Annotated in this window: 13 protein-coding genes; 10 read left to right on the top strand and 3 right to left on the bottom strand. The window is 70.5% G+C overall.

Features of this window, described 5'->3' with window-relative positions:
• Nucleotides 1-42 precede the first annotated feature (42 nt).
• The 6 genes from uraD (at nt 43) to ACGFU6_RS05510 (ending at nt 6,484) form a co-directional block, all read left to right on the top strand.
• Nucleotides 43-552 carry a 2-oxo-4-hydroxy-4-carboxy-5-ureidoimidazoline decarboxylase gene (gene uraD / locus ACGFU6_RS05535; protein WP_393608204.1) on the top strand — a complete coding sequence of 170 codons (510 nt, stop codon included), beginning with the start codon at nt 43-45 and terminating at the stop codon, nt 550-552.
• 28 nt (nt 553-580) lie between these two features.
• Nucleotides 581-973 (top strand): hydroxyisourate hydrolase, encoded by a 393-nt coding sequence (gene uraH, locus ACGFU6_RS05530; protein WP_393608203.1) that lies wholly within the window; start codon nt 581-583, stop codon nt 971-973.
• Between the two features lie 7 nt (nt 974-980).
• A complete protein-coding gene (gene pucL, locus ACGFU6_RS05525; protein WP_393608202.1) occupies nt 981-1,904 on the top strand; it encodes a factor-independent urate hydroxylase in 924 nt (307 codons plus the stop codon).
• 67 nt (nt 1,905-1,971) lie between these two features.
• Nucleotides 1,972-3,369 carry a nucleobase:cation symporter-2 family protein gene (locus ACGFU6_RS05520; RefSeq protein ID WP_393608201.1) on the top strand — a complete coding sequence of 466 codons (1,398 nt, stop codon included), beginning with the start codon at nt 1,972-1,974 and terminating at the stop codon, nt 3,367-3,369.
• A gap of 42 nt (nt 3,370-3,411) precedes the next feature.
• A complete protein-coding gene (locus ACGFU6_RS05515; protein WP_393608200.1) occupies nt 3,412-4,809 on the top strand; it encodes an 8-oxoguanine deaminase in 1,398 nt (465 codons plus the stop codon).
• A 226-nt stretch (nt 4,810-5,035) separates the two neighbouring features.
• Nucleotides 5,036-6,484 carry a nucleobase:cation symporter-2 family protein gene (locus ACGFU6_RS05510; protein ID WP_393608199.1) on the top strand — a complete coding sequence of 483 codons (1,449 nt, stop codon included), beginning with the start codon at nt 5,036-5,038 and terminating at the stop codon, nt 6,482-6,484.
• A 78-nt stretch (nt 6,485-6,562) separates the two neighbouring features.
• Here the strand turns inward: ACGFU6_RS05510 and ACGFU6_RS05505 are convergent, their stop codons facing one another.
• The 3 genes from ACGFU6_RS05505 to ACGFU6_RS05495 form a co-directional block, all read right to left on the bottom strand.
• Complete coding sequence (locus ACGFU6_RS05505) at nt 6,563-7,423, bottom strand: chitosanase (protein ID WP_393608198.1); 861 nt, start codon at nt 7,421-7,423, stop codon at nt 6,563-6,565.
• 143 nt (nt 7,424-7,566) lie between these two features.
• Nucleotides 7,567-8,403, bottom strand: coding sequence for a chitosanase (locus tag ACGFU6_RS05500; RefSeq protein WP_393608197.1), 837 nt, complete (start codon nt 8,401-8,403; stop codon nt 7,567-7,569).
• Nucleotides 8,404-8,492: 89 nt separating this feature from the next.
• Complete coding sequence (locus ACGFU6_RS05495; RefSeq protein WP_393608196.1) at nt 8,493-9,098, bottom strand: TIGR03086 family metal-binding protein; 606 nt, start codon at nt 9,096-9,098, stop codon at nt 8,493-8,495.
• 160 nt (nt 9,099-9,258) lie between these two features.
• Here ACGFU6_RS05495 and ACGFU6_RS05490 point away from each other — a divergent pair, with 160 nt between their 5' ends.
• From ACGFU6_RS05490 to ACGFU6_RS05475, 4 genes are all read left to right on the top strand, one after another.
• Nucleotides 9,259-10,251 carry a fibronectin type III domain-containing protein gene (locus ACGFU6_RS05490; protein WP_393608195.1) on the top strand — a complete coding sequence of 331 codons (993 nt, stop codon included), beginning with the start codon at nt 9,259-9,261 and terminating at the stop codon, nt 10,249-10,251.
• A gap of 90 nt (nt 10,252-10,341) precedes the next feature.
• On the top strand, nt 10,342-11,694 hold the full coding sequence (locus tag ACGFU6_RS05485; protein WP_393608194.1) for a M20/M25/M40 family metallo-hydrolase: 1,353 nt from the start codon (nt 10,342-10,344) through the stop codon (nt 11,692-11,694).
• Nucleotides 11,691-13,220 (top strand): YfcC family protein, encoded by a 1,530-nt coding sequence (locus ACGFU6_RS05480; protein WP_393608193.1) that lies wholly within the window; start codon nt 11,691-11,693, stop codon nt 13,218-13,220. Before ACGFU6_RS05485 ends, ACGFU6_RS05480 begins: the two co-directional genes overlap by 4 nt.
• Nucleotides 13,221-13,390: 170 nt before the next feature.
• Entirely contained in the window at nt 13,391-15,679 is a 2,289-nt protein-coding gene (locus tag ACGFU6_RS05475; RefSeq protein ID WP_393608192.1) for a glycosyl hydrolase family 18 protein, read from the top strand.
• Nucleotides 15,680-15,813: the final 134 nt, after the last annotated feature.

Raw genomic sequence — 15,813 nt, 5'->3', positions numbered from 1 at the left:
AGCCCGACCAACGCACAGCGAAAAACAGCCACGGAGGCTCCCGTGACTTCGAGCTCCACACCGGGCCTGTCCCGGTTCAACACCCTGGCGGACCGCGAGGCGGCCGCCGCACTGCACGAGGTGTGTGCCAGTGCGGCCTGGGGAGGAGCGATCCTCTCCGGGCGCCCCTACGCCACGACGGAAGCCCTGTTCCGCGCGAGCGACACCGCCACGGCGGCCCTCGACGCGCAGGACCTGGCCGAAGCCATGGCCGGCCACCCGCCGATCGGCCGCCCGAAGCCCGGGGACCCGACCTCCTCCCGCGAACAGCGGGGGATGGCCGGCGCCACCGAGGAGCTCAAGGCCGAAATGCTCGAACTCAACCTGGCCTACCAGGAGCGGTTCGGACACGTCTTCCTGATCTGCGCCACCGGGGCCACCGGTGAGCAGATGCGCGACGCGCTGAGGACCCGGTCCCGGAACTCGCCCGAGCAGGAGCGCGGACACGTCCGCACCGAACTGGGCAAGATCAACCGCATCAGGCTGACCCGTCTCGTCACGGAAGACGCGTAAGACTCGCAACCGAAGGAGAGTGAAGGTCTTGAGCACCTTCGCCACCGCATCGGTGTCCACCCACATCCTGGACACCAGCATCGGCCGCCCCGCCGCGGACGTCGCCATCTCGCTAGCGGCCCGCTCGGGCAGTGACGCGCAGTGGGTGGCGCTCGGCGGTTCCGCGACCGATGCGGACGGGCGTTGCAAAGACCTGCCGGCCCTGCCGGAGGGCACCACCCACGTACGGCTCGACTTCCGGACCGAGTCGTACTTCGCCAGCAAGAAGCAAGCCGAGGCGCAGCAGGACGCCCCCCGCGTAAGGGACAGCGGTGCGTTCTTCCCGGAGGTGGCGATCACTTTCGCCGTCACTCCGGGCGAGCACTATCACGTACCGCTGCTGCTCAACCCGTTCGGCTACTCCGTATACCGAGGGAGCTAGCAGACACATGCCCACGATTCTCGGCCAGAACCAGTACGGCAAAGCAGAGAACCGCGTCGTCAAGATCACGCGGGACGGCGACACCCACCACATCAAGGACCTGAACGTCTCGGTCGCCCTGTCGGGTGACATGGAGGACGTGCACTACTCCGGCTCGAACGCGAACGTCCTTCCCACGGACACCACCAAGAACACGGTGTTCGCGTTCGCCAAGGAGCACGGCATCGAGTCCGCCGAGCAGTTCGGCATCCACCTGGCACGTCACTTCGTGACGAGCCAGGAGCCGATCAAGATCGCCCGGATCCGGATCGAGGAGTACGCCTGGGACCGCATCGCGACCTCCGGCGGCAACTCCCAGTTCATCGGTGCCGACGAGGTCAAGCACTCCTTCGTCCGTAAGAACCAGGAGACCCGCACCACTCAGATCACCTACGACGGCGAGTCGTGGCAGGTCATCTCGGGTCTCAAGGACCTCACGGTGATGAACTCGACCAACTCCGAGTTCTGGGGCTACGTCAAGGACAGGTACACGACGCTCAAGGAGGCGTACGACCGCATCCTGTGCACCGACGTCTCCGCCCGCTGGCGCTACAACTGGACCAGCGACGAGCAGCGGATGCCGAACTGGGAGAAGTCCTACGAGCAGGCGCGCAAGCACATGCTCCACGCCTTCGCCGAGACGTACTCCCTCTCGCTCCAGCAGACCCTGTACCAGATGGGTTCGCGGATCATCAACAGCCGCAGCGAGATCGACGAGATCCGGTTCTCGCTGCCGAACAACCACAACTTCCTTGTGGACCTTGAGCCGTTCGGCCTCAAGAACGACAACGAGGTCTACTTCGCCGCCGACCGTCCTTACGGGCTCATCGAGGGCACCGTGCTGCGCGACGGCGTCGAGCCGCAGATCCCGGTCGATCTGACCAACCTCTGACGCGGCGCCGCGCCGGTCCCCGTCCGTCCACAGCGGACGGGGACCGGCCGGGCCGGAGGGAACTCCCATGGCACAGCCTGCACTTGGGCCTGATGCGGCGATAGGTCCATGTCCCACCCCGCCGGACGGCTCGATCCATCCGGTGGACGAGAAGCTCGCCCCGTCGCGGCTTCTGCCCGCCGCGCTCCAGCACATCGCCGCTATGTACGCGGGCGTCGTCACCCCTCCGCTCATCATCGGGCAGGCCGTCGGCCTCGACACGGCCGGACTGACCCGGCTGATCGCGGCGAGCCTGCTCATCGCCGGCTGCGCCACCATCCTGCAGACCCTCGGCATCGGCGGCTTCGCCGGCAACCGGCTGCCGTTCGTCAACGCCGCCTCGTCCGCCGGGATCGCCCCGATGCTCGCCATCGCCGAGACCAGTGCGCCCGGCCGCCAGCTCCCCGCGATCTACGGGGCGGTGCTCGTCGCAGGCGTGTTCTGCCTGCTCGTCGGCCCGTTCTTCGGCAGGCTGCTCAGATTCTTCCCACCGCTCGTCACCGGCGTCGTCATCACCCTCATCGGCGTCACCCTGATGCCGGTCCCGGTCTCCTGGGCGCAGGGCGGCGACAAGACGGCGACCGACTTCGGCGCGATGAAGTACCTCGCGCTGGCCGCCTTCACGCTGGCCGTCATCCTGGTCATCCAGCGGTTCGGCCGTGGATTCCTCAAGCAAGTCGCTTTGCTGATGGGGCTGTTGATAGGTACCTTGGCCGCCATCCCCTTCGGCCTCGCGGACTTCTCGGCCCTGCGCTCCGCTCCGCTCGCCGCACTGCCCACCCCCTTCGCCTTCGGCGCACCGGAGTTCCAGCCCGCCGCGGTCCTCTCCCTCTGCATCGTGATGCTCGTCCTGATGACCGAGTCGTCCGCCGGCATGCTGGCCCTCGGTGAGATCTGCGACCGGCCCACCGACGGCCGCACCATCACCCGAGGTCTGCGCACCGACGGCATCGCCACCCTCGTCGGACCGGTCTTCGGCGGCTTCCCGACGAGCGCCTTCGCACAGAACGTCGGTGTCGTCTCCCTCACGAAGGTACGGAGCCGCTACGTCGTCGCGACCGCCGGCGGCGCCCTGCTGATCCTCGGCGTCTTCCCGGTGCTCGGCGCGGTCGTCTCGCTCGTCCCGATGCCCGTGCTCGGCGGCGCCGGCATCGTCCTGTTCGGCTCGATCGCGGTGAGCGGCATCCGTACGCTCTCCGAGGCCGGGCTCGACGACAGCTCCAACATCATCCTGGTCGCCGTGGCGCTCGGTGCGGGCATCATCCCGCTCGCCGCGCCCGGCTTCTACGCGGGATTCCCGTCCTGGGCGCAGACCGTCCTGGGCTCCGGCATCAGCGCCGGAGCACTGGTCGCGGTCCTGCTCAATCTCTTCTTCCACCATCTCGGCACCCACAGCCGCACGGCCGTGGCACTCAAATCCTCCTAGGGTCCTGCCGTGCCCACATCGCTGATGAGAGAAGGAAGCACCATGGCAGCACAGGCAGCGACCGAGCGCGTGGAACGCATCGTCATCGAGAACTGTTCGATCGCGACCGTCGACGCCGACGACACCGAGTACGCCTCGGGCCATGTCGTCGTCGCCGGCAACCGCATCGAGTCGGTCGGCGCCGGACGGGCACCGGAGGGCCTGGACAACGTCGTACGCCGGATCGACGGCACCGGCCACCTCGTCACGCCCGGCCTGATCAACACGCACCACCACTTCTACCAGTGGATCACCCGCGGCCTGGCCACCGACCACAACCTCTTCGAGTGGCTCGTCGCCCTGTACCCGACCTGGGCGCGCATCGACGAGCCGATGGCCCGCGCCGCCGCGCAGGGCTCGCTCGCCATGCTCGCCCGCGGCGGTGTCACCACCGCGATGGACCACCACTACGTGTTCCCGCGCGGCTCCGGCGACCTGTCCGGCGCGATCATCGGCGCCGCCCGCGAGACGGGCGTACGGTTCACCCTGGCCCGCGGCTCCATGGACCGCAGCGAGAAGGACGGCGGGCTGCCGCCGGACTTCGCCGTGGAGACCCTCGAAGGCGCGCTCGCCGCCACCGAGGCGACCATCGACGCGCACCACGACGCCTCCTTCGACGCGATGACCCAGATCGCCGTCGCCCCCTGCTCCCCGTTCTCGGTGTCGACCGAACTGATGCGACAGGGAGCCGAGCTGGCCCGCCGTCGCGGAGTGCGGCTGCACACCCACGGCTCGGAGACCGTGGAGGAGGAGAAGTTCTGCCACGAGCTGTTCGGCATGGGCCCGACCGACTACTTCGAGTCGACCGGCTGGCTCGGTGAGGACGTGTGGATGGCGCACTGCGTCCACATGAACGACTCCGACATCGCCGCGTTCGCCCGCACCGGCACCGGCGTCGCGCACTGCCCGTCCTCCAACGCCCGGCTCGCCGCCGGTATCGCCCGGGTCCCGGACATGCTCGCCGCAGGCGTCCCGGTCGGCCTCGGCGTCGACGGCACCGCGTCCAACGAGTCCGGCGAGCTCCACACCGAACTGCGCAACGCCCTCCTCATCAACCGCCTCGGCCCGCACCGCGAGCGCGCCCTGAATGCCCGTCAGGCCCTGCGCCTGGGCACGTACGGCGGCGCCCAGGTCCTCGGCCGCGCCGACCAGATCGGCTCCCTGGAGCCCGGCAAGCTCGCGGACCTGGTCCTGTGGAAGCTGGACACCATCGCCCACGCCTCCATCGCCGACCCGGTCACGGCCCTGGTGTTCGGCGCCGCGGCCCCCGTCACCCTCTCGCTCGTCAACGGCAAGCCGGTCGTCGAGGACACCCGCCTGACCACCGTGGACGAGGACGCCATCGCCCGCGCCACCCGCGACGAGGCCCGCCGCCTCGCGCAGATCGCCGCCGGGGCCTGACAGCCCGGCGCCCCCGACTGGCCGGCCGAGGGGGACGGCCCTCGACCGGCCGCCGTGGACCCGAGCGGGGCCCACGGCAACCGGTACGGGAGACGCGCACCCATTCGTACGCGCCTCCCGTACCGCTGAACCCAAGCTGCCCGCACCAGCTGCACGACCTGCACCAACGCTCCACCTCCCTGATACCCACGTCACCGCAGACGTGTACCCGACCGGAGGAACCGCCGTGGCAGCTACGCCCAGGTTTCGCAATGACGCAGTCGCAGCATCCGACCCCGACGACACGTCGGAGCCGGTCCAGTCCGGCCGGAGCCATCCGGTCGACGAGACCCTTCCCCCACTGAAGATGTTCACCAGCGGCCTTCAGCACGTGGCCGCGATGTACGCGGGTGTGGTGGCCCCGCCCATGGTGGTGGGCCCCGCTGTGGGCCTCACCCCGAAGGAGACCGCCTTCCTGGTGGCGGCGAGCCTGTTCACCGCGGGCATCGCCACCCTGCTCCAGACCCTCGGCTTCTGGCGCATCGGCGCCCGGCTGCCGTTCGTCAACGGCGTCTCGTTCGCCGGGGTCACGCCCATGGTGGCGATAGGCAAGGACCGGGGACACGACGGGATCGCCGTCATCTTCGGCGCGATCATCGTCGCGAGCGTCCTCGGCTTCGTCCTCGCACCCTACTTCTGTAAACTGGTCCGGTTCTTCCCACCCGTGGTCACCGGCACGGTCATCACCCTGATCGGTGTCTCGCTGCTGCCGGTCGCCTTCAACTGGTCCCAGGGCGGCAACGCCACGGCCGACGACTACGGCTCCACCACCAACATCATCATGGCGGCGGTCACCCTGGTGATCGTCCTCGCGCTGAGGAAACTGCTCCGCGGCTTCCTCCAGCAGATCGCGATCCTGCTCGGGCTCGTCATCGGCACACTCATCGCGATCCCGGTCGGCATCACCGACTTCGGTGCCATCAAGGACGCCGACGCCATCGGCTTCCCCACCCCGTTCCACTTCGGGGCACCGCAGTTCGAGATCGCCGCGATCGTCTCGATGTGCATCGTCATGCTGGTCTGCATGACCGAGTCGACCGCTGACATGCTCGCCCTCGGCAAGATCGTCGACCGCCCGGCCGACGAGCGGACCATCGAGGGAGGCCTGCGGGCCGACACCCTGGGCAGCGCCATCAGCCCGCTGTTCAACGGTTTCATGTGCAGCGCCTTCGCCCAGAACATCGGGCTGGTCGCGATGACCAAGGTCCGCAGCCGCTTCGTCGTGGCCACGGGCGGTGGCATCCTCATCGTGCTCGGCCTGGTCCCGGTGGCCGCGTCCGTCATCGCGCTGGTACCGCTGCCCGTGCTCGGCGGCGCCGGCATCGTGCTCTTCGGGTCGGTCGCCGCGAGCGGCATCCAGACCCTGGCGACCGCCGCTCTGGAGAAGGGCGAGAACGCGCTGATCGTGGCCGCCGCCGTCGGCATAGGCCTGATACCGATCGCCGCGCCGGACTTCTACCACGCGTTCCCCAAGGACATGCTCGTCGTCCTGGACTCCGGGATATCCACCGGCTGCGTCGTGGCGATCGTCCTCAACCTGGCCTTCAACCACCTCGGCCGGCAGCCGGACACCGAGCCTGACGTGGAACCGGATATCAACGATCCGGTCAAGGCGGCTTCGGTGGGGGTGCACTGACCACCCGTCACCGCACTGTGGCGCGTACGGCCCGGCCCGCGAGGGCGGTCCTACGCGCCACAGCTGTCTCCGGCGGCGTCAGCCGATGTGGAAGCTGTCGCCGTAGACCTTCCAGTCGAGCGGCGGGTCCAGGTTCAGATTGCCGTTCTTCAGGAAGACCCGCTGGGCGGTGTCCACCCGGCTGGTGTCCGAGTGGGCCTCCTCCTGCTGCATGGCCCAGACTCGCGCGTCCAGGAAGGCGTTGAGGTAGGCGACCTCGTCGCCGCCCTGGGCCGGCGGCTTCGCCTTCGCCAGGGTGCGCTCGCGGATGCTGCTGAAGCTCGTGCTGTCGCCGCCGTCGCCGTGCATGACGATGGCGTCGTAGTACGCGAACTGGCCGAGCGTGCCCAGCCCGTCGCTCTTGCCCCGGCTGACCGCCGGATCGAAGTACACCCGGTCGCGCTCGTCGTTCTGCGCCTGCTGGAACGCCGGATCCTCGGCCGCCGTCTCCCAGGCCCGGGTGAAGCCCGGGTCGAGCCCCTCGTGCGAGTCGGTGCCGTCCACCTCGCGCAGGGCCGGCAGGTACTCGGCGAGCGGGTTGCCCGGATCGCGCTGCGTGTACAGCTCCACGAGGTCCAGCATGTCGCCGGTGCCGGAGCAGAAGCCGATGATGCCCGCGGTGTAGCCGCGGCCGTCGTCGATGTCCTCGATGTACCGGTACTGGGACTTCCAGTCCAGCGAGGAGTTCTCCGCGCTGGAGACCAGTTGCATGGCGATGTCCTTCTTCGCGGGATCGTCCAGCCCGGTCGCGGCGGCCTCCTGGTGGTGAACGGCCGGCGGTGCGGGGGTGCCGGCGAATGCGGTGGCGGGAACAGCCGTGAGTGTCAGCCCGAGCGCGACGAGAGCGACGCGCAGGGTGCGGGTGTTGCGACGTGCGGTGCGCTTGTGGGGAGCGTTCACCAGTCCTCCAAGGGAGTTCGTCGTTCCGACTCATCTGTTAGGAAGCTTTCCTATCAGAGTCGAACGAGTGTCGTACACCCCTGTGGCGCATACGAGTTGGGCACGGCCCGCAAAAGATGCGGTGGAGCGGCCGGCCCGGCCGGCTACGGGCCTTCGATCCTGAAGCTGTCGCCGTATACCTTCCACCGCAGCGGCGTCTCCAGGCCGAGCTTGCCCTCGCGCAGGAAGACCCGCTGGGCCGTCTCGACCCGGCTGGTGTCGTGGTGCGAGGGCTCCTCGCGCATCGCCGCGACCCGGACGTCCAGGAACGCGTCGAGGTACGCCGTCTCGTCGCCGCCCCGCGCGGGGGCGTCGGCCTTCGCGAGCGCGCGGCCGCGCATGGTGCGGAAGCCGACCGTGCCCTCCGCGTCGCCGGACCCGTGCATCACGTAGGCGTCGTAGTAGATGAACTGGCCCAGCGCGCCGAGCCCGTCCGCCTCGGCCTGCGCGACCGAGGGGCCGAAGTACGAGGCGTCACGTTCGGCGTCCTGGGCCGACCGGAAGGCGGCGTCGCCGGCCGCGTCCGCCCAGGCCTCGGTGAACCGGCTGCCCAGCCCGGTGTGCGCGTCGGTTCCCTCGACCGCCCGCAGCGCCGGCTCGAACCGCTCCAGCGGGTTTCCGGGGCGGGCCTTCGTGTACCGCTCGACGACCCGGCGCATGTCGCCGGTGCCGGAGCAGAAGCCGATGATGCCCGCCGTGTAGCCGCGGCCGTCGTGGATGTCCTCGATGTACTTGTACTGGGATCTCCAGTCCAGCGAGGAGTTCTCCGCGCTGGAGACCAGTTGCATGGCGATGTCCTTCTTCGCCGGATCGTCCAGTCCGGCCGCCGCCCCCTTGCCGTACGCGGTGTCCGGCCCGCCCCCGGAGCATCCGGAGAGGACGGCCGCGGCCAGGGCGAGGGCGGCGGCCGATGCGATCAGGGAACGCGTGCTGAGCTTCACCGCTCCAGCCTGCCAGGCCGAGGGAGCGGTGGCGCCCGTTCCACGCGTTCGTCAGCTGGTCAGGTGAGCGCGCGCCGGCGCCGGGGGCGTCAGTCGCCCGGCTGCCAGTCGGGCCGCCGGCCGCTCCGGGCGACCGCCCGGTCCAGCAGCGGCGCGTCCTCCGGCACCGGGACCGGCGGGCCGAACGGCGAACCGGCCGGCGGGCTGTCACCCAGCTCGGCCAGCAGGGCCAGCGTGGAGCGCAGGTGCGCCTCCTCGGCCCGGAACGGCTGCCCGGTCGACCTCGCCAGGTCCCAGCCGTGCAGCACCAGCTCGTTGAGCCCGACCATGCCCGCGACCTCGCCCGGCAGGTCCACGCTGCCCGCCCGGCTCATGCCCTGCCAGGCCTCGGGGGAGCGCCATGCGGTGACCATGGCGTCGAGCGCCGAGGGCAGTGTGTCGCGCCAGCCGTCCTCCAGCACCATCTCGGCCACCGAGGGCGCCGTGTCCGTCGTCGCCCCCAGCTCCTTGTGCGCGGCATCGCGGAAGGCGACGGCGAGCCCGCCGATGTGGGCGAGCAGCGCGCTCACCGTCACGCCGGGACAGGGGGTCGGCGCCGACAGCCGCGTGTCGTCGACCGCGTCGAGCAGCCCGGCGATCTGCCTGGCCGCGGGTTCCATGTCCTGCGGGGGAGCGGTCTTCGTCTCGTTGTCCATACAGTGCAGACTCCCCGGCCGCCCCGAACTCATCGGCCGGGGACACGCGGACTTCCCGGCCCGGCCGAGGTGCACACCGGCACATTGCGGAAGGTTCCGCTCCGTCCTCTTGTCGCGGACCCCCGCGCCGTGCGATACAGGTCTGGACCATTGCTGCCGGATGGAAGGCAAGACCGTGCAACGCCCCCACGCAACGGCCGCGTTGGCCTGCTCAGCCGCCCTGCTCCTCGCCACCCTCACCGCCTGCGGCTCCGAGGCCGAGGCCGACACCAGCAGCCCCACGGCGCCGCGCGGGGTGACGGTCCAGGCCGGCAGCGCCACCTCCGCGCACGTGATGTGGGACGCGGCCACCGACGACAAGGCCGTCACCGCGTACGAGATCTACCGCAAGGGCAAGAAGGTCAAGACCGTCCCGGCGGCCAGGGTGATGATCGACATCGACGGGCTGACGGCCTCGACCGCCTACAGCTTCACCGTCCGCGCCCGCGACGCCGCCGGGAACCTCTCCGCGCCGAGCGCCGCCGCGTCCGTCACCACGCCCGCCCCGACCCCGGCCGACCACGAGGCCCCCACCCGGCCGGTTCAGTTGCGCGGCAAGGCCGACGGCAGCCGGGCGGCGACGCTGTCCTGGGGTGGGTCCACGGACGACGTCGGCGTCACCTCGTACGACATCTACCAGGAGGGTTCGCGCATCCACACCGTGCCCGGCGCGCAGACCACGGCTCGCCTGACCGGGCTGCGGCCCGGCACCGTCTACACCTTCACCGTCCGCGCCCGCGACGCCGCCGACACGTCGTCGAAGGACAGCAACGCCTTCGACCTCACCACCGCCACCGCCCCCGGCGCACCCGCCTCCACCGCCCCCACCGACCTGCGGATCACCAGCACCGCCCAGGGCAAGGAGTACGCGGTCGACCTGGGCTGGAAGCAGCCGCGCACCGGTGGCGAGATCCCCGCCTACCAGCTCTACCTGGACGGCCGGCTGACCACCACGATCGTCTGGGGAGGCAAGCCGCCCACCGGCCGGGCGAGCTACCGGCTGACCGTCAGCGACCCGCGCGGCACCCGCTACGCGATGAAGATCCGCGCCAAGCTCCCCGACGGGAAGTGGGGCGACTTCTCCGCCTCGCGGACGGTGGTACTGGGAGGCTGACCGCCCCTCAGTCGTGCGGGAGAGCGCCCCATATGATCCATTTGACCCCAGAACCTCATTGAACGGACTCCACGAGGAACAGGGGATGCGATGGACCTGGGCTCCCGCGTCGACGCACTGATGGACGGGCTCACCGCGGACCTGGAGCGGCTGACGGCCATCCCGTCCGTCGCGTTCCCCGGCTTCCCCGCCGAACCTGTGCGGCAGGCCCACGACCTCCTCGTGGACCTGCTGCGCGGCGCCGGCGTCGAACGGATCGAACGGCTCGACCTGCCGGACACCGCACCGGTCGTCGTCGCCGAGGTCCCGCCACCGACGCCGGACGCCCCGACCGTGCTGCTCTACGGCCACTACGACGTGCAGCCGCCCGGCGACGAGAGCCTGTGGCTCTCGCCGCCGTTCGAACCCACCCCCGTGGCGGGCGGGCTGCGCGCCCGGGGCATCGCGGACGACAAGTCCAACCTGATCGTGCACCTCGGAGTACTGAGGGCGTACGGGGGCCGGCCGCCGACCGGCCTCAAAATCGTCCTTGAGGGCCAGGAGGAGTACGGCAGCGCCTTCGACGACTACCCGCCCACCGACCCCGCCCGCTTCGCCTGCGACGCGATGGTCATCGCGGACATGGGAAACCTCCGCCCCGGCAGCCCCACCCTCACCACGGGCCTGCGCGGCGCCGCGGAGCTCGTGGTCGAGGTGCGGACCCTGGACGAACCGCGTCACAGCGGCGAGTTCGGCGGCGCCGCCCCCGACGCGCTGCTCGCCCTGGTCAACGCGCTGGCCACCCTGCACGACGTGTACGGGGACGTCGCCGTCGAGGGCCTGCGCCGCGAGGAGTGGAGCGGTACGACCTACACCGAGGAGGAGTTCCGCACCCTGGCCGGGGTCCGTGACGGGGTACCGCTGACCGGTTCCGGCAGCCTCGGCGAGCGGCTGTGGAGCGGCCCCGCCGTCACGGTCATCGGCATCGACGCCCCGGGCGTCGACGAGGCCGCATCCGCCGTCGTCCCGTACGCGCGGGCCAAGCTGAACCTGCGCTTCCATCCTCGACAGGACCCCGAGGAGGCGCTGGGGCTGCTCGTCACCCACTTGGAGGCACTGCGCCCCTTCGGAATCCCGCTCACCGTCACCCCCGGCGACACCGGCCCCGGATTCGAGCCCGCGACCGGCGGCCCCGCCTACCGGGCCGCATGGACTGCCCTGCGCGAGGGCTGGGGCGCGGAACCCGCCTTCGTCGCGAGCGGCGGCTCCATCCCGCTCGTCAACGGCCTGGCCAGAGCCGTCCCGGACGCCGAGATCCTGCTCTTCGGGGCCCAGGACAGCATGTGCAACCTGCACGCACCCAACGAGCGCGTCCTCTTCTCGGAGCTCCGCTCGGCCGTCATCGCGGAGGCCGCGTTCCTGCGGGAGTACGCCGCGGCGCACCTCGGCGGGAGCGCCGCGTGAGCACCCTGGACACCGGAACCCCGCCGAAGGAGAAGCCGTCGCGGGGACGGAAGTTCGTCTTCCCCAGCGCCCTGACCGTGCTGGTCGTCGTCACGCTCGCCGTCTGGGCGCTGGCCTTCCTGATCCCGTCCGGCGCGTACGACCGCACCGGGGCCGGCGCGCCGATCCAGGGCACGTACCACCGCGTCCCGTCCGGGCAGAGCGTCGTCGACCGGCTGAACGACCTCTTCCTCTCCCCGGTCAACGGCCTGTACGGGGTGCAGGACAGCGCGACCGGCCAGGTCGGCCCGGACCTGGCCGGTGAACTGTACGGCAGCGCGGGCGTGTTCCTCTTCGTCATCGCGATCGGCGCCTTCATCACCGTCGTCTTCGCCACCGGCGCGCTCGACCTCGGGATCGGCCGCCTCGCCCACCGGCTGCGCGAGCGCGGCGCACTGCTGATCGCGGGCGTGATGCTGGTCTTCTCGCTGCTCGGCACGGTCGAGGGCTTCGCGGAGGAGACCCTCGGCTTCTACGGGCTGATCGTCCCGCTGATGCTCGCCCTCGGCTACGACCGGATGGTCGCCACCGGCACGATCATCCTCGGCGCCGGCGTCGGCGTGCTCTGTTCCACGGTCAACCCGTTCGCCACCGGTGTCGCCTCCGCCGCCGCCGACATCTCGCTGGGCGACGGGATCGCGCTGCGCGCGGTGATGTGGGTCGTCCTGACGGCGGTGACGATCGGCTACGTCATCCGGTACGCCAAGCGCGTGCGCAAGGACCCCGGCCGCTCGCTGTCCGGGTTCCTGCCCGGCGACCGCGAACACGCCGCGGCCGACGCGGGCGAACCGCCCGAACTCACCCCGCTCCACCGGGTCGTCCTGGTGCTGGTCGGACTGACCTTCGCCTTCATGATCTTCTCGGTGGTCCCGTGGTCCAGCGCCCTGACCGGGGAGGCGGACGCCACCCCGTACGGCTTCGAGCTGGGCTGGTCCTTCCCGCAGCTGGCCGCGCTGTTCCTGGTCGCGGCGGTCCTCGTCGGCATCGTCGCCCGGTTCGGGGAGCAGAAGATCAGCGCGACGGTCGTCCAGGGCGCCGCCGACTTCATCTCGCCCGCACTGGTCATCGTGCTGGCCCGCGGGGTCACGGTCATCATGAACAACTCCCGGATCACCGACACCGTCCTGCACTCCATCGAGGGCCTGGTCTCCGGCACCTCCTCCGCGGTGTTCGCGGTCGTCGTGTTCGTCGTCAACCTCCCGCTGGCCTTCCTCATCCCGTCCACCTCCGGCCACGCGACCCTGGCCATGCCGATCCTCGCCCCGCTCGCCGACTTCGCGGGCGTCTCGCGCGCGGTCGCCGTCACGGCCTGGCAGGCGGCGAGCGGCTGGATGAACCTGTGGGTGCCCACGACGGCGGTGACGATCGGCGGGGTGGCGCTGGCCAAGGTCGGTTACGACAAGTACCTGCGCTTCGTCTGGCCGCTGCTCGCCGTCCTCGCGGTGCTGATCTGCGCGTTCGTCGCGCTGGGAGCGGTGGGGACGTGAGGGGCGGGCCGAGGCGGGGCCGAGGGCGCGGCCGACCGGTGAACCGTAATTGGTCTGTACCTATTGACGGGATGGTCCAGACCAATTAGTTTCCGCTGTGCTCCATGGAACGAAGGACACCAGCTCCCCCCTCAGGACCTCCTCACAGGTCCCTGCCACAAGGGAGAACCATGTTCGAGCACATGCCTCTCAGACGGAGAACGGCGACCGCGCTGGTCGCCGCCCTCGCCCTCCTACTCGCCCTGCTGTCCCTCCAGGCCACGCCCGCGCACGCGGCGGGCAAGCTGACGGCCACCTTCACCTCGGCCGACAACGGCCCCTGGTGGAAGGGGACATACATCCTGCACAACGACACCGACACCGCCGTCACCAACTGGAGCCTCGAATTCGACCTGCCGGCCGGGGTCGCGATCAGCAGCTCCTACAACGGCACCGTCACCACCCAGGGCAAGCACATCACCGCGGTCAACGCCCACTACAACGGCACGGTCGCCGCGCACAGCACCACCGAGCCGTACAGCTTCTGGTTCGTCGCCACCGGGCCGATCACCTCGCCCACCGGCTGCCGGATCAACGGCGACAAGTGCGACGGCTCCGCGGACGCCCCGCCGGGCGCGCCCGCCGGCCTGAAGAAGACCGATGTCACCGCCCGTACCGCCTCGCTGTCCTGGACGGCCGCCATGGCGGGGGACTTCCCCGTGGCCTCGTACGACATCCTGGCGGGCGGCAAGGTGCTGGGCTCGGCCACCGCCGCGACCTCCGCCACGGTCACCGGCCTGACCCCCGCCACCGCGTACTCCTTCACCGTCCGGGCCAAGGACACCCGGGGCAACACCTCCGCCGAGAGCGCCCCGCTGACCGTCACCACGGTCGACCCGGCCTCCGACACCTCCCCGCCGACGGCCCCCGGCGCACTGCACTCGACGGCCGCCGACTCCTCGTCCGTCACCCTGGCCTGGACCGCCGCCACGGACAACCAGCGGGTCGCCGCGTACGACATCTACAAGGGATCCGCCCTGGCCACCACGGTCTCCGGCACCACGACCACCGCCACCATCGGCGGACTGTCCCCCTCGACCCCGTACACCTTCACGGTCAAGGCCCGCGACCCGGCGGACAACGCCTCGGCGGCGAGCAACACGCTCACGGTGAAGACCGACGACATCGTCGGCGCCGGCAACTACGCGAAGGTCGGCTACTTCGTCCAGTGGGGCATCTACGGCCGCCAGTACTTCGTGAAGAACCTCCAGGACTCCGGGGCCGCCGGCAAGCTCGACATCGTCAACTACGCCTTCGCCAACATCGACCCCAACAACCTCACCTGCCTGAACGGCGTCACCAAGGGCACCACCGCCGACCCCGAGGACCCCGAGCAGGGCACCGGCGCCGGTGACGCGGACGCCGACTACACCCGCCCCTTCAGCGCCGCCCAGTCGGTCGACGGCGTCGCGGACGACGGCTGGGGCAAACTGCGCGGGAACTTCAACCAGCTGAAGAAGCTGAAGAAGCTCCACCCGAACCTGAAGATCGTGGTCTCGCTCGGCGGCTGGACGTACTCGAAGTACTTCTCCGACGTGGCCGCCACCGACGCGGCCCGCAAGAAGTTCGTCTCGTCCTGCATCGACATGTACATCAAGGGCAACCTGCCCGAGTACGGCGGCGCGGGCGGCCCCGGCACCGCGGCAGGCATCTTCGACGGCTTCGACATCGACTGGGAGTGGCCGGGCACCGGCACCGGACACCCCGGCAACCACTACTCGCCGAACGACAAGGGCAACCTCACCCTGCTCCTCGCCGAGTTCCGCAAGCAACTGGACGCGCTGGGCGGCGGCCACCGTCTGCTCACCGCCTTCACCCCCGCCGACCCCCAGAAGATCGGTGACGGCTGGGACCTGAGCAAGGTCTTCGACTCCCTCGACGTGGCCAACGTCCAGGGCTACGACTTCCACGGCTCCGGCAGCGACAACTCCTGGGAACCCAACCGCACCGGCCACCAGGCCAACCTCTACAACGACGACCAGGACCCGTACGGCTTCCACTTCAGCGCCGACACCGCGATCAAGGCGTACACCGACGCGGGCGTCGAACCCCGCAAGCTGACCCTGGGCATCCCGTTCTACGGCCGGGGCTGGCAGAACGTCACCGACGGCGGCGCGGCCGGCGAATGGCAGTCCGCGGGCGGAGCCGCCCCCGGCCAGTTCGCAGAGGAGGCCGGCACCCGCGGCTACTCCAACCTCATCGGCGCCTACCCGACGATGACGGTCCATCACGACGAGCAGTCCGTGTCCACGTACGGCTACACCGGGAACCAGTGGTGGTCCTTCGACGACACCTGGTCCATCGGCAAGAAGACGGCCTACGTGAAGGACAGGGGCCTGCTGGGAGTCATGGTCTGGGAGATGTCGGGCGACACTCCGCAGGGGACGTTGCTGGGAGCGCTCGATACCGGGCTGAAGTAGGAACCGGGACCGGGCCGGGGGGGGGGGGGGGGGGGGGGGGGGGGGGGCGCCGGGGCCCCCGGGGGGGGGGGGCGCCCGCGGGCCGGAAAGGTGACCGGGGGGGGGGGGAGGCACAAGCCAAACGCGGGGGGGAG

The organism is Streptomyces sp. NPDC048462 (assembly GCF_043200175.1).
Lineage (GTDB): Bacteria > Actinomycetota > Actinomycetes > Streptomycetales > Streptomycetaceae > Streptomyces.
Note: the sequence above shows the minus strand (reverse complement) of the source record. Positions and strands in the feature narration are given on the sequence as shown.

Bases quoted from the DNA above. Each gene is read 5' to 3' on its own strand.
- pucL (WP_393608202.1), top strand. From the start codon at position 981: ATGCCCACGATTCTCGGCCAGAACCAGTACGGCAAAGCAGAGAACCGC.
- ACGFU6_RS05520 (WP_393608201.1), top strand. From the start codon at position 1,972: ATGGCACAGCCTGCACTTGGGCCTGATGCGGCGATAGGTCCATGTCCC.
- ACGFU6_RS05515 (WP_393608200.1), top strand. From the start codon at position 3,412: ATGGCAGCACAGGCAGCGACCGAGCGCGTGGAACGCATCGTCATCGAG.
- ACGFU6_RS05495 (WP_393608196.1), bottom strand. From the start codon at position 9,098: ATGGACAACGAGACGAAGACCGCTCCCCCGCAGGACATGGAACCCGCG.
- ACGFU6_RS05490 (WP_393608195.1), top strand. From the start codon at position 9,259: ATGGAAGGCAAGACCGTGCAACGCCCCCACGCAACGGCCGCGTTGGCC.
- ACGFU6_RS05485 (WP_393608194.1), top strand. From the start codon at position 10,342: ATGGACCTGGGCTCCCGCGTCGACGCACTGATGGACGGGCTCACCGCG.
- ACGFU6_RS05475 (WP_393608192.1), top strand. From the start codon at position 13,391: ATGTTCGAGCACATGCCTCTCAGACGGAGAACGGCGACCGCGCTGGTC.